Source organism: Niallia sp. FSL R7-0648, from assembly GCF_038007005.1.
Taxonomy (GTDB): domain Bacteria; phylum Bacillota; class Bacilli; order Bacillales; family Cytobacillaceae; genus Niallia; species Niallia circulans.
In genome coordinates this window covers 1-13,929 of record NZ_JBBOWE010000002.1, presented here as the reverse complement: position 1 = coordinate 13,929, position 13,929 = coordinate 1, and the positions used below count along the sequence as shown (strand labels likewise).

11 protein-coding genes, 2 pseudogenes and 1 riboswitch are annotated in these 13,929 nt (G+C 34.4%); of the genes and pseudogenes, 6 read left to right on the top strand and 7 right to left on the bottom strand.

What is annotated here, in order from left to right:
* Positions 1–2: 2 nt before the first annotated feature.
* On the top strand, positions 3–368 hold the full coding sequence (locus NSQ89_RS20045; protein ID WP_341133185.1) for a type II toxin-antitoxin system RnlB family antitoxin: 366 nt from the start codon (positions 3–5) through the stop codon (positions 366–368).
* Positions 369–668: 300 nt separating this feature from the next.
* Here the strand turns inward: NSQ89_RS20045 and NSQ89_RS20040 are convergent, their stop codons facing one another.
* From NSQ89_RS20040 to NSQ89_RS20030, 4 genes and pseudogenes are all read right to left on the bottom strand, one after another.
* Entirely contained in the window at positions 669–1,478 is an 810-nt protein-coding gene (locus tag NSQ89_RS20040; protein WP_341133184.1) for a tyrosine-type recombinase/integrase, read from the bottom strand.
* Positions 1,441–1,593, bottom strand: a pseudogene (locus NSQ89_RS25415) (Arm DNA-binding domain-containing protein); the annotation flags it as partial. The pseudogene NSQ89_RS25415 and the gene NSQ89_RS20040, both read right to left, overlap by 38 nt.
* 105 nt (positions 1,594–1,698) lie before the next feature.
* Positions 1,699–1,875: a DUF3173 domain-containing protein gene (locus NSQ89_RS20035; protein WP_445668979.1), complete on the bottom strand. Its 177-nt coding sequence runs from the start codon at positions 1,873–1,875 to the stop codon at positions 1,699–1,701.
* 22 nt (positions 1,876–1,897) lie between these two features.
* A pseudogene (locus NSQ89_RS20030) lies at positions 1,898–2,197 on the bottom strand (replication initiation factor domain-containing protein); the annotation flags it as partial.
* 38 nt (positions 2,198–2,235) lie between these two features.
* On the opposite strand from NSQ89_RS20030, the gene NSQ89_RS20025 reads away from it, so the two are divergent.
* Positions 2,236–2,757, top strand: coding sequence for a hypothetical protein (locus tag NSQ89_RS20025; RefSeq protein WP_341133183.1), 522 nt, complete (start codon positions 2,236–2,238; stop codon positions 2,755–2,757).
* A 466-nt stretch (positions 2,758–3,223) separates the two neighbouring features.
* Here NSQ89_RS20025 and NSQ89_RS20020 read toward each other — a convergent pair whose 3' ends face one another.
* From NSQ89_RS20020 to NSQ89_RS20010, 3 genes are all read right to left on the bottom strand, one after another.
* Positions 3,224–4,027, bottom strand: a complete 804-nt coding sequence (locus NSQ89_RS20020; protein WP_341133182.1) for a sulfite exporter TauE/SafE family protein — start codon at positions 4,025–4,027, stop codon at positions 3,224–3,226.
* Positions 4,028–4,289: 262 nt separating this feature from the next.
* The gene (locus NSQ89_RS20015) at positions 4,290–5,111 is read right to left on the bottom strand and encodes a pyruvate, water dikinase regulatory protein (protein WP_144546464.1); all 822 of its coding nucleotides are present in this window, start codon (positions 5,109–5,111) and stop codon (positions 4,290–4,292) included.
* Positions 5,112–5,123: 12 nt separating this feature from the next.
* Positions 5,124–5,753 carry a CBS domain-containing protein gene (locus NSQ89_RS20010; protein WP_144546466.1) on the bottom strand — a complete coding sequence of 210 codons (630 nt, stop codon included), beginning with the start codon at positions 5,751–5,753 and terminating at the stop codon, positions 5,124–5,126.
* Between the two features lie 191 nt (positions 5,754–5,944).
* Between NSQ89_RS20010 and ppdK the strand changes: the two genes are divergently transcribed.
* The 4 genes from ppdK to ptsG all read left to right on the top strand — a co-directional run bounded on the left by ppdK (position 5,945) and on the right by ptsG (position 13,499).
* Positions 5,945–8,554 (top strand): pyruvate, phosphate dikinase, encoded by a 2,610-nt coding sequence (gene ppdK, locus NSQ89_RS20005; RefSeq protein ID WP_061801242.1) that lies wholly within the window; start codon positions 5,945–5,947, stop codon positions 8,552–8,554.
* A gap of 93 nt (positions 8,555–8,647) precedes the next feature.
* Positions 8,648–8,750: riboswitch (purine riboswitch) on the top strand.
* Between the two features lie 139 nt (positions 8,751–8,889).
* Positions 8,890–10,218 (top strand): NCS2 family permease, encoded by a 1,329-nt coding sequence (locus NSQ89_RS20000; protein ID WP_061801243.1) that lies wholly within the window; start codon positions 8,890–8,892, stop codon positions 10,216–10,218.
* A 180-nt stretch (positions 10,219–10,398) separates the two neighbouring features.
* Positions 10,399–11,241, top strand: coding sequence for a glucose PTS transporter transcription antiterminator GlcT (gene glcT, locus NSQ89_RS19995; protein WP_047943389.1), 843 nt, complete (start codon positions 10,399–10,401; stop codon positions 11,239–11,241).
* 188 nt (positions 11,242–11,429) lie between these two features.
* The gene (gene ptsG, locus NSQ89_RS19990; RefSeq protein WP_341133181.1) at positions 11,430–13,499 is read left to right on the top strand and encodes a glucose-specific PTS transporter subunit IIBC; all 2,070 of its coding nucleotides are present in this window, start codon (positions 11,430–11,432) and stop codon (positions 13,497–13,499) included.
* The last annotated feature ends 430 nt before the right edge of the window (positions 13,500–13,929 follow it).

Genomic DNA, 13,929 nt, shown 5'->3' with positions numbered 1-13,929 from the left:
TTATGGAGAATTTTGATACTTTTACATTGAAGAGTGACGGACGCAAAGTAGTAGTATCTACTTCATATGTCAGCCCTCTTGGTAACATAATGAAAATATCCAAACAATTAGCGAATTCTAATTATCAGGGTGAAGTATTATTTGATCTACTTTTAAGTAATGGATTCGCCCCTAATAGATTTTTAACAATGTTCTTTGACGGGAAGAAATTACAGGTAAATACTCGGAAAATTATTACCGATATTTCTGATGAGGTGTTAGCAGAACTATATGGTTTTTATAATGAACATCCTCAGTGGATTGATCAAAGCAGCTTATTGGATGTTCATAAGGATATACTAAAAAAAAATCTGCTAACGATTGGATGAACTAAATCTTAGTTGGTAAATACATTATTATGAGTATGTTTTTAATCCCCTTCCAATTATTAATTTGGAAAGGGATTTTTGTTTAGTCTATTCATTTTAACTTAAACTTAAATGATTGATTTCCTTTAAACTTGGTTTTCTTTTCTTTAGATGGAGTGAAATTAATCGAACCACTCATGTTGTTAGCAATTTCAAAATTCACATTCGGATATAGATGTGAATAGGTACTTAAAGTTGTTTTAATATCCTCATGCCCCAGACGGTCTTCAATGCCAAGTGGGTTAGCATTATACTCATTAATCAAAAATGAAGCGTGTGAGTGACGTAAGAGCCTTTTGCTTGAATCCGTTTAACGCCTGCTATTTTTGCGTGACGCTGAATAATACTAGCAATTGTTGATTTCCATGTAGGTCGCCCATCGTAAGAGAGAACAAAATCAATGTCACCGAATTGTTCTTGTGTAACTTTCCAAGTTTTCATAAATTCTACTGTATCAGCATCTAAAGCAATTGTACGCATGGCAGCTTTTGTTTTGGTTGGACCTAAATTCCAATTAGTGCCATTTTTCATGTGCAATGAATGGCGGACTGTTAAAGTTCGATTTTCAAGATCAATCTCTTTATTCCAACGCAATGCTGTTGCTTCATTTACTCGTAAGCCAGTCATAAAATATAACCAGATGATGATGAAGGAATAATGCTCGTAATAATCATCGAGATTGAAAGTAGAAAGCACCTTTTCAAACTCTTCTTTAGTCCAGAAGGCAACTTTAACTTTTTCCTTTTTAATTGCCCCAACCTGTTTGGCACGGTTAATTTTTACCATACCTAAATTTACAGCTTTCTCTAATGTTTGAGAAAATAAACCGAATACCATACGAGCGTAGTTTTGTGAATATTGTTCTGTAAGACTATTTTTCCAAATTTGAATATCTACGTTTGAGATGTTATCTATTTTCTTTTTGCCAAACTGCTTTTGCATTTTATTGAATACGGGTAGCCTAGCTTCGTAAGTAGTTATCTCTACGCGTGATTTGTAATCTGGGAGAAAAAGCTGCTCTAAATACGAAGTATTAATCAAGACTACTATTCGATAATTGTCCCATATCATGTGCGTTTTTTAATTCTTCCGTTTTAGCCTCATACGCTTCTTTTTGAGTACTGAAGCCTCTACGAACTTTTCGTATTCTTTTACCTGTTATTGCATCGAAACCTAATGAAACTGAATAATACCATGTTTCAGTTTTTTAATCTTTATAGATACCAGTAATTTTAGCCATGTGATTTTAACCTTTCTCTAAAATAAAAAGGAGAAGTTTTTATTTCCTAAGTTATTCCGATAATTTAATTCCAGTAATTTCTTCAATTGCTTCTTTAGGGACGCTACCTAGACGCTTATTGTTATAAAAAGCGAACCCTTTTTTTATCATTAGAGCCTTCGCTTCTCGAATTATTCCTTGTGCTGTTGATTTTGTATAACCAACTGCTATTAAATCTTCTTTAGTAATATGTATTCATACGTTATCCTTTCTAAATTTCTTTTTCTCCAATTAGTTCATTGATGGATTGTTCGATTAAAGTGCGATCGGTATCAGAAAACTTACTTTTACCAATGTTTAATTCTTCTCGTAGATAAGCATCTGCGTAATCTTGACCAAATGCTTGTTTATAAACTTCATATATCATTGCTCTAGATTTAGTTGTAGATTTCTCTACCCATTGTTTTTTCCTTTTTAGAGTAATTTTTTCTTTGACTATACGAAGAGGTATATGGGGTATTCCTTCAATGAATGCCTCCCACCAACGCATATTTGGCCATCTAGCTTTGTTGTGAAAGTCTTTGTCTTAATACCATAGATACTCTATACTTGGAATATGAGAAACAAAGAGGCAAGCATTCTTTAAACGAAGATTATCCACATGAAGTAACAATTAATGATTTGTTTTATGATATTTATCATCCTGTCTTTAAACAATATGTTAATGATATCGCAAATGGATTTGCGACAGAAATACAAAAATATCCTTTATATTCAGATAGTCTTGAATATAATAAGGAAAAATATCTTTCGCGTGTAAGAACTTTGGTTAACAAAGAAAGACCATCTATAAAATATGGAGAAAAAGAAAAAATCTATAAAATAGCTGAAGCAGAATTTAATACTCGTGTAGAGCTATATAATAGTCAAAATGAAAAACAGGGATTAAATACTGAGGATTTTTTAGACTTTATGCTTGAAAAGTTAAAAACAAATAAAGGAACGTTAGAAGTAATATCTATAATAACTTCTCAAAAGGGTTTGAGTTACAATATTAACTCTAAAGAATCTGATGAAATAGTAGAGGTATTTAAATCGATGTATGAGGACTTGCGTGATATTAAAAAGTGATTGCATTTAAGTTGCGTTGATATACTATTATATACTTTATGGTGATTGAAAACCTTGGGTTTGTAAATTAAATGTCCAATGGACTAAACCATTATTATAAGGCTACAACTAAAATGATACCAGCTTTGATACCAATCTTAACATTATTTAATCATTTACAGCGTTCTTTTAAAGTTGAATATTGCGTAAAATCAACCATTTTTGATAAAGTAAGATTGTATTCTTATTGAGTGGGAGTAAGAATACAAAACTTAATTTGAAGAGGGAACACCGATTTATAAGGGTTTAACCTTGTTAAAAATGGTTAAATACCATATAAAATAATATGGTTCCCTGCCAAAAACCCTACCAAGAAAAAATTTTGGTAGGGAATTTTGCTTTTTCATTGAATTTTGGTAGGGAACATTTTCTGTAGAAACTTGGTTATGTTATAATAAATATCTCTATGTATAATGTTATTTCGTAATTAACTTATAATCATCATAATGACCACAATAAACAGAAGAATTAAGTATATTTTGGAAAAGAGTTTGTCAGATAACTTTTGAGCCCAAGACCTTCCAATAGGTACGCCAACAAAACCACCGATTGTAAACCCGATTAGCGCAGGTAGGTATATAAACCCTAGAGTTGATGAAGGCATTGTATCTATCTGCCTTCCTGTAATTAAATAAGTAAAGGTTCCAACGATAGCAATTGGCAGACCTAATGGGGTAGCTAGTGCTACAGAATGTATCATACGCATACCTCTATTTCTAAGGTAAGGAATTGTCATGGTACTTCCGCCAATACCTAACAAGGTTGAAAGAAATCCAATGCCTATTCCAATAAAAGATGCTGAACTTTGCTTAGGCATATGAAATGATTGGTCATCAATCTCTCTGGTGAATGATTTTTTGAAAATGTTTGAAACCAAAACGTAAATTAAGAGACCAATGAACGCAAACCTAAGGAAATCGCTATCAATATAGACTGCAAGCATACCACCTATTAAAGAACCTATTGAAATATACCCTACTAATAGTTTGAAGACTGACCATGTCACATTGCCTTTTTTCGCATGATTATATGTTGAATTGAATGAATTAATAATCATAACTGCTAATGACGTACCAATAGCTGTATGCATTAAATATTCGCTTGGAATCGAATCTGGTAAAAAGGCAAATAGGATAGGAACTACTACGAATCCACCCCCAAAGCCAAACATACTTGATAGAATTCCAATAATAACACCGATTAATGCAAACATTAAAAATGATAATTCCACTAAAAATCATCCCTCTTTACTTATATTAATTAAAAATCGTTCTTAGTATCAATATAATGGTACCATACTACAAAGAGATGCTGGGCTAATTCAAGCTGTTTGTACATTTATTGAATTTCTTAAGAAAAGAAGGTGGAAATATAGAGGAATAAGAATAACTGCTGATATGCAATATTGTTTTATCGGAAAAAACGGATCATTATTTCATGCAATTGAATTTTAAGAATGCGTTGATTCAAAAAGAAGTAAGTATCCACCGGCTCTACCAGTGGATACTTACTTCTTTTAGATGTTTTTCTACTAGATAAGCTGTTTCCTCAATTGATTTATCTGTTACATCAATCACATAGGCGTTATGCTTTTTAAATACTTGCTTTGAATACTCTAACTCTTCATAAATTCTTTCTAAATTTGTATAACTAGATGAGTGACTCAACCCTAAAGAATCTAAGCGATTACTTCTGATTCTGGATAGGTTTTCTGGATTACAAATCAAGCCGATTATCTTCTGTCCCTCTACCTCCCCTAAAATGGAAGGTAAGGGAACTTCAGGTATAAGTGGTAAATTCGATACCTTATACCCTTTATTGGCTAAATACATACTCAAAGGAGTCTTGGAAGTACGAGAAACACCGAGTATTACAGCATCAGATTGAAGAAATCCTTGTGGGTTCTTTCCATCATCATATTTTACTGCAAATTCGATTGCTGCTATTTTATTAAAATATTCTGTATCTAGCTTATGTACAATACCAGGTTCTTCTATTGGGGTAGAACCTGTTTTAGATTTAATAATCTCAAAAAAGGGATTCATTAAATCCAAGTAATGTAACTTTGTTCGATTGCTGAAATCTTTAGCGACATTAGCTAAATGGTTATCAACTAATGTGCTAACTACTACTGCATCATCTTTTACCGCGTCATTTAATATATCAACTAACTCTTCTTCCTTGTTAACAAAAGAAAAACGGTAGCTGTTGTTGAATACTAAATCTGGAAATTGAGCAGTAACGGCTGCTAATAATTTTTGTGATGTTTCCCCTATTGAATCAGAAATGGTATATACAATGATTTCATTTTTCATAAAAAATCTCCTCTATCCATTTAATTCTGCCTTTCTTGCCTGTTGAATAATGAAATTTAATATTCTAGTTTTAGTGATTTTCCCAATCACTTTTCTTTCATTTTCATCATCCACAACAGGTAATGAGTCCACCTCAAAATCTTGAAGAATACTTGCCGCTTCTAAGATGTCCATGTCTTTTTTACAAACTTTAATATGAGGTACGCGAGTCATACAGACCGCTACAGGTGTCTGATCTATATTCGTATTTAATGAGGCTCTTAATAAGTCCTTTCTTGATAAAACCCCTAATAAAAGTTTTTCTTCTCCAGTGACATATAATGAACCTACATCATACATAAATAAAGTTGTTATAGCATCTCGAATGGAAGTATCTTGATTAACCATTAACGGCGGCATCATTATCTCATTTACTTTTGTATTAAAAGTTTTAAAAAAGAAAAATTTTTCTAAATCTGATCCCGAATAGGTGTACCCAATTTTGGGGGTAGCTTGTAAGATTCCGACAAGCGTTAAAAAAGATAAATCTGATCGCAGGGTGGCTCTAGATACATCCAATAAATCAGACACTTTTTCTCCACTTACAGGTTGATATTCTTTTACTATTTTAATAATTTTTTCTTGTCTTTCACTTAGTTTCATTATTATCTCCCAAAAAATAGATAGTTTAATTAGATAATAGGATTATCATCATTATGCATCTATTATACATCGATAATTTAATTATTCAACTTTAATATGTGTGTTATTTTTCGTATTGACAACTATATATGTGTCATATTAAAGTGTAAATAAAGTTAATGTGATACATATTTGAAATATGGAGGTAGACGATGGCAAAGTTGATTTATTTTTTCGAGGAAGGCAGTAGTAAAGACAAAGGATTATTAGGCGGCAAAGGGGCAAATTTAGCTGAAATGACTCGTTTAGGTTTACCAGTGCCAGCAGGGTTTACGATTACAACGGAAAGCTGTATGAAGTATCTAGAAGAACCATCCTTTTTTGAAGATTGGTTAAAAAAGGATGTTTTGGAAGCGGTTATAAAATTAGAGGCAGAGACGAAAAAGTCTTTTACAGGTGATGAAAATATTTTATTAGTTTCTGTAAGAAGTGGCGCAGCTTTTTCCATGCCAGGTATGATGGATACGATTCTTAACTTAGGATTAAATGATCTACGAGTTCAATCTTTAGCTCGATTAACTAGTATGGATTTTGCATTTGATTGTTATCGAAGATTATTGCAAATGTTTGGTGAAGTAGTATATGGCATAAATAAGGATAAATTTAATATACGACTCCAAAAAATGGAAAAACACTTTAGCAAAACAGCTGCAGATTTTCAAGAAAAGGAACATTTGCAAGTAATTGAGTCCTTTAAAGAGCTATATATAGAAAACGAGAGGGTCTTTCCACAAAATCCAATAGATCAATTATTGGAAGCTGCTAAAGCTGTTTTTAAATCATGGAATAATCATCGAGCAAAGGTTTATCGCGAATTACATGAAATTCCTCATCATTTAGGAACGGCAGTAAATATTCAATCAATGGTTTTTGGGAATAGCGGAAATGAAAGCGGTACAGGTGTTGTGTTTACAAGGAATCCTGCCACTGGCGAAAATAAATTGTTTGGTGAATTTCTGCTAAATGCTCAAGGGGAAGATGTGGTAGCGGGTATCCGTACACCAGAATCTATCGAAGCATTACAGCAAGTCCTTCCGGAAGCATATGCAGATTTTAAAAGATATGCCAATATACTAGAACAGCATTATAAAGATATGCAAGATATTGAATTCACGATTGAAAATGGGAAATTATTTATTCTGCAGACAAGAAACGGAAAGCGGACGGCTAAAGCGACACTGCGAATTGCGTTGGATTTAGTTAAGGAAGGATTAATTACAAAGAGTGAAGCCTTATTACGTATTTCACCTGGAACGATTGATCAGCTAATCCATCCTATTTTTGATCCGCAGGCTATTCAAAACGTCGAATTACTGGCAGAAGGTTTACCGGCCAGTCCTGGCGCAGCTACCGGCGCCATTGTTTTTACTTCGGAAAAAGCTAAAGAATGTCATGCACTTGGCCAGAAAGTAATTCTTGTGAGACAAGAAACTTCACCCGAAGATATTGAGGGTATGATTGTCAGCGAGGCTATCGTTACAAGTCGAGGAGGAATGACTTCGCATGCAGCAGTTGTTGCCCGAGGAATGGGAACTTGCTGTATAACAGGATGTGAAGCATTAACTGTCAATGAAGAATTGAAAACAATCACTTGTGGAGAAAGGATTCTGACGGAAGGTGACCTTCTCTCTGTAGATGGTACTGCTGGTAAATTGTACTTGGGCGAAGTCCCTACTGTTGTAGCGGAAAACGACCAGAATTTAGAGCTTCTTCTTTCTTGGGCTGATGAATATGCTGATTTACAAGTACGCGCGAATGCTGAGACAGTTCAAGATTTAACAACGGCTATCGAGTTTGGAGCATCTGGTATAGGTTTAGCGAGAACGGAGCATATGTTCTTTGGTGAAGAACGAGTGCTGGAAATGCGTCGTTTGATATTAGCGGAGAATAAAGAAGAAATCAGAGAAGCATTAGACAAATTGCTGGCCTTCCAACAAGAAGATTTTTACCAGATGTTTCAAGTTGTTGAAGATAAACGAATGGTCATTCGCTTACTAGATCCGCCTATGCATGAATTTCTGCCTAGTGACCTAAATGAAATGAAGCAGTTAGCGGTAAAGTTAAATAAACATCCATCGATTGTTGAAGAGCAAATTAAGAGGCTGCAAGAAACGAATCCAATGTTAGGCCATCGTGGCTGTCGTCTAGGAATAACAGAACCACAAATTTATCAAATGCAAGTAAAGGCTATCTTCCATAGCGCAATCCAGTTAACAAAAGAAGGATATACTGTCTTTCCTGAAATTATGATTCCTCTTGTGGCAGAAAAAGAAGAACTGGCCTATGTGAAGGCATTTTTAATAGAAACAATTGAAAGTATCTTTGTTAATCATCAAATGGAGCCTTTTCCGTATGAAATCGGAACAATGATTGAATTACCACGTGCCTGTATAATAGCTGATCAACTTGCTCAAGAAGCCGATTTTTTTAGTTTCGGTACAAATGATCTTACACAAATGACATATGGTTTTTCTAGAGATGATATTGGGAAATTTATTCATTCATACAAAGAGAAGAATGTTATGGTGAATGATCCTTTTCAAACTCTCGATCAAAATGGAGTAGGGGAATTAATTAAATTAGCAGTAACGAAAGCACGACAGACTAAAGAAAACTTGATGATTGGTATTTGTGGAGAGGTTGGCGGAGATCCTAAATCGATAGCTTTCTTCCGAAATATTGGTATCGACTATGTTTCTTGTTCACCATATCGTATTCCTGCTGCTCGCTTAGCTGTTGCCCATGCAAGTATAAATAAATAAATATTTGTTAGAAAGCGAACGATTATTAATTTTTAATTATAATTGTTCGCTTTTTGTATTGACGAGTATTCGTCAAGCTGATAAACTGGATTTATAACTGAAAAAGATTTTACTCGTATAATATCGGGGAATACGGCCCGAAAGTTTCTACCGAGCTACCGTAAATAGCTTGACTACGAGGTAAGTGTATATAGGGAATCGTAATGAAATCATTTTTATTTTATTAAGTAATTTGCCCTTCCTATATAACACAAACCCTTAGTCAACGCTCCTTAATCGTAGGAGTGTTTTTTGTTTTAGTAGATAATTAAAGCATTATGAGAGGGGAAAGATCAATGAAGAAGTTTTTCAAATTTGAAGAACTAGGCACAAATTACCGCAAAGAATTTTTAGGTGGTTTCACTACATTCCTTGCGATGGCTTATATTTTAGCGGTAAATCCATTTACATTATCATTAGGGGATGTAGCTGATCTTCCTGATGCGCTGCGTATGGACTATGGAGCAGTGTTTGTTGCAACAGCTCTTGCTGCTGCTGTAGGTTCTCTAATTATGGGTATTTTCGCTAACTATCCTATTTCATTAGCGCCAGGATTAGGGTTAAATGCATATTTTGCTTATACCGTTGTTTTAACACAGGGACATCCATGGGAATATGCGTTAGCGGCAGTATTTATTTCAAGTGTATTTTTCTTATTGTTAACAATCTCTGGACTTCGTGAGAAATTAATTAATGCTATTCCAGTAGAATTAAAGCTTGCGGTTGGCGCAGGTATAGGGCTATTTATAACGTTTATCGGATTGCAAAATTCTAAAATTATTGTTGATAACTCAGCGACACTTGTCCATATTGGTGATTTAACTAACCCAAGTACATTGCTAGCGATATTTGGTATTTTCATTACTATTATTCTTATGGTTAGAGGGATTCATGGCGGTGTATTCTATGGAATGATCATTACAGCAGTAGTCGGCATGATTTTCGGTGTAATTAATACTCCTTCTGCTGTGGTATCTGCTGTGCCAAGCATTGAACCGACATTTGGAGCATTATTCTCTGCGCTTGGTGATCCAGGATTTTATACACAGAGCATGTTAGTGGTCGTTTTAACATTTTTATTTGTAGACTTCTTTGATAATGCGGGCACATTAGTTGCGGTTGCTAATCAAGCAGGACTTATGAAAGAGAATAAATTACCAAGAGCAGGAAAAGCATTATTCGCAGATTCCATTGCTTCTATGGTAGGTTCTATATTCGGTACATCTACCACAACCTCTTTTATAGAGTCTTCAGCAGGTGTAGCCGCTGGTGCTCGTACTGGGTTTGCGGCAGTAGTGACAGCAGGATTCTTCTTACTATCCTTGTTCTTCTTCCCACTATTGGAAGTAGTCACATCAGCAGTTACAACACCAGCTTTAGTAGTAGTAGGTATTTTGATGGTTTCGTCCCTTGGTAAAATTGATTGGACAAAGTTTGAAGTGGCTGTGCCGGCCTTCCTTACTATTGTTGCGATGCCTTTAACATACAGTATTGCGACAGGTATAGCAGTAGGATTTATTTTCTATCCAATCGTAATGATTGTTAAAGGTCGTATCAAAGAAATTAATCCAATTATGTACGTATTCTTTGTTATCTTTGCATTGTATTTTGTCTTCTTGCAATAGCAGAAAGGGATTTAGAAATAAAAATAGTGTAAGATTTTATGAGTTTGAGAAAGTATATTTTCTTAGTAGGAAGAGGATATCCCTTTTTGGGTATCCTTTTTCTCATTTTTTCGTTGACTTACTATAAAGACTTTAATAACATTGAGTTACCGAGATGTCTGTCGAAGTGGGGAAATAAGTATGCCTAATTTACTAATAAAGAAAGCGCTGAATAATAATGTGCTCATTGGAGATCATCCGACCTATGGAGAAGTAGTGCTTATAGGAAAAGGTATAGGCTTTAATCAGAAAAGCGGAGATTATATTGATATTAGTGTTGTGGAAAAGTTATTTGTCTTAAAGGATGAAAAGGAGCAGAGCAATTATTTAAAGCTTCTTCCTCAAGTAGATAATGATTTATTAGATGTTATAGTATCATCTATTGAATTGATTAAAAACAAGACAAATGCAAAGTTGAACGAGCATATTCATATAGCGTTAACAGATCATATTATGTTCGCTTCCTCGAGAGTTTCGAACGGACTAGTATTAAATAATCCATTTTTGATTGAAACAAAGGCGTTGTACCCGTTTGAGTATTCAATAGCTGAAGAGGTTGTAAAATTAATAGGAGAACAAACAGGGCTTCAATTACCAGTGGGTGAAATCGGTTTCATCGCTTTGCATATTCATAGTGCCATGATGAACAAAAATTTATCAGAAGTTAATCGGCATTCACAGTTAGTCACACATCTAGTGAATTTAATAGAAGATCAACTAGAAACGAAAATTGATAAAGATAGCATCGATTATATGCGCCTTGTTAGACATTTGCGTTTTGCGATTGAACGGGTCAATACAGGAGAAAAAGTAGAAGAACCAGAAAAAATAACATTGCTATTGAAGAATGAGTATCCCCTATGCTATAATCTTGCGTGGAAGCTCATAAAAGTAATGCAACAAGTACTTAAAAGGCCAGTCTTTGACGCAGAAGCGGTATATCTGACAATGCATTTACAAAGACTTCAGAAAAAAATTAAATAGGTATTATCTTATCAACGTGTTACTGATTCGATCAGGCATGAGTGAAAAAGATGGTTGAGTTAAATGTTTTAGGGTAACCTACCCTTGAAGGTTTTTTTCAATCTCTCTTTACTCATGCCTTTTTTGTTTTTTTTACTCTTGATTGAGAAAGCTTTTTGAGCCGAAAAATAACTTAGGAGGATTATGAAATGTTTAAAAAGATTTTTGGTGTTTTACAGAAAGTCGGTAAAGCACTTATGCTCCCAGTAGCTATTCTTCCGGCTGCTGGTATCTTGCTTGCATTTGGTAATGCACTGCAAAACCCAACACTATTAGATATTGCACCGTTTTTAAATAATAGTGGTGTGGAGATGGTTGCATCTGTAATGGAGGATGCAGGGAACATTATATTTGGTAACCTTTCCTTACTATTTGCTGTCGGAGTTGCCGTTGGTTTAGCTGGCGGTGAGGGGGTTGCTGGTTTAGCAGCTATTATTGGATTCCTTATTATGAATGTTACAATGGGTACTGTTCTAGGGATTGATGCGAAGGACTTAGAAGGCAGTACAGAATATGCAGCTGTTTTAAGGATACCTACTCTTCAAACCGGTGTGTTTGGTGGTATTATTGTTGGTATTGTTGCTGCCTCGATGTATAACCGTTTCTTTGAAATTGAGTTACCATCCTATTTAGGATTCTTTGCTGGAAAACGATTTGTTCCAATTGCGACAGCTGCAAGTGCTGTTATTTTAGGATTGATCATGATTGTTATTTGGCCGCCAATACAACATGGATTAAATGTTTTCTCTGAAAACATGTTAGGTGCTAATTTAACTTTATCAGCATTTATTTTTGGTTTAATTGAAAGATCATTAATTCCATTTGGTTTACACCATATCTTCTATTCTCCTTTCTGGTTCGAATTTGGTAGTTATACTACGAAAGCAGGAACAATTGTAAAAGGTGACCAAGCTATCTTTATGAGCCAAATTAAAGATGGAGTTCAAAATTTAACGGCAGGTACATTTATGGTTGGTAAATTCCCATTTATGATGTTCGGGTTACCTGCAGCAGCCCTTGCGATTTATCATGAAGCTCGTCCAGAGAAAAAAGCAATTGTTGGTGGATTAATGGGATCTGCAGCATTGACTTCTTTCTTAACTGGTATTACAGAACCGCTGGAATTCTCATTCTTGTTTGTAGCTCCAGTATTGTTTGGAATTCATGCTGTTTTTGCGGGTTTATCCTTTATGACAATGCATTTATTAAATGTAAAAGTAGGAATGACATTCTCTGGTGGTTTAATCGATTATGTGTTATTCGGTTTAATTAATCCGCAAACAAATGCGTGGATTATTATTCCAGTAGGTTTAGTGTTCGCGGTTATTTACTATTTTGGTTTCCGTTTTGCGATTCGTAAGTTCAATCTTAAAACACCTGGTAGAGAAGAGGAGACAGAAGAAAGTGACAGTAGTTCAACAGGAGCTACTAGCGATCTTCCGTACGATGTATTAGAAGCAATGGGTGGACAAAACAATATTGCCCATTTAGATGCGTGTATCACTCGTCTTCGTGTATCTGTTAATGATATTAAGTCTGTTGATAAAGATCGTTTGAAAAAACTCGGTGCTGCTGGAGTGCTTGAAGTAGGGAATAATATTCAAGCTATCTTTGGTCCTCGTTCAGAAACGATTAAAGGTCAGATGAGAGATATTATGAGTGGGAAAAGACCACGTCCTGCTGCACAACCATCTATGGATAAAGAAGTACAAGAGCAAATTGAAGAGGTAAATCCAAGTGCCATGCAAAGTAATATAACAAGTGAAGATTCATTTGTTGCTCCTATTAAAGGAGAATTGGTTCCTATTACAGAGGTACCAGATGCGGTATTTGCAGGCAAAATGATGGGAGATGGCTTTGCGATTATTCCTTCTGAAGGAACGGTTGTTTCTCCTGTTGATGGAAAAATCGTTAACTTATTCCCAACGAAGCATGCTCTTGGAATTTTAGCCGACAACGGTCGTGAAATTTTAATTCATTTTGGTATTGATACAGTTAAATTAAAAGGGGAAGGCTTTGAAACACTTGTGTCTGAAAATGATCAAGTGAAACAAGGACAGCCTCTGTTGAAAGTAAACCTTGACTATATTAAAGAAAATGCAACAGCAACAATTACTCCAGTTGTGTTTACGAACTTAGCTGAGGGTGAAGCTGTACAAATTAATAAACGTGGTAATGTGGAATTTAAAGAGGAAGATGTAATAACCATTACTAAGTAATAGAATATATAGAAAAAACTCGGTCTCTTGATCGAGTTTTTTCTATATTATAATGAAGTTTTTTACGAGAGATATGATGTGTTAGAAAAAATCACTTATTTTAAGTTATATTCTTTTGGAATAATAATATTCGAAGGTATTGTTAAGAGAGATGTTAAAATAGCAGGTGGTTTTTATTTTTTAGTATTATTTATATTTATTATTGACTAAACTATTAAAAGTTGATATTATATATAAACAGCCTTGCGAATGCTGTTGATTCATTTGAATTGATAGTGAAATGAAAAATTATATTAAAAAAGTAATTGACTTATTTAGCAAAGGTTGATATGATATAAAAGTTGCTTTTGATAGCAATAATAAATTGCTCTTTGAAAACTGAACAAACAAACGTCAACAATAATCGTTTTATAACGAATGTTGTAAAACA

Excerpts from the sequence above, each read along its gene's own strand:
- NSQ89_RS20045 (WP_341133185.1), top strand. The coding sequence starts at position 3 with ATGGAGAATTTTGATACTTTTACATTGAAGAGTGACGGACGCAAAGTA.
- NSQ89_RS20040 (WP_341133184.1), bottom strand. The coding sequence starts at position 1,478 with ATGATATGGGACAATTATCGAATAGTAGTCTTGATTAATACTTCGTAT.
- NSQ89_RS20015 (WP_144546464.1), bottom strand. The coding sequence starts at position 5,111 with ATGAAAAATGAAATCATTGTATATACCATTTCTGATTCAATAGGGGAA.
- NSQ89_RS20010 (WP_144546466.1), bottom strand. The coding sequence starts at position 5,753 with ATGAAACTAAGTGAAAGACAAGAAAAAATTATTAAAATAGTAAAAGAA.
- ppdK (WP_061801242.1), top strand. The coding sequence starts at position 5,945 with ATGGCAAAGTTGATTTATTTTTTCGAGGAAGGCAGTAGTAAAGACAAA.
- NSQ89_RS20000 (WP_061801243.1), top strand. The coding sequence starts at position 8,890 with ATGAAGAAGTTTTTCAAATTTGAAGAACTAGGCACAAATTACCGCAAA.
- glcT (WP_047943389.1), top strand. The coding sequence starts at position 10,399 with ATGCCTAATTTACTAATAAAGAAAGCGCTGAATAATAATGTGCTCATT.
- ptsG (WP_341133181.1), top strand. The coding sequence starts at position 11,430 with ATGTTTAAAAAGATTTTTGGTGTTTTACAGAAAGTCGGTAAAGCACTT.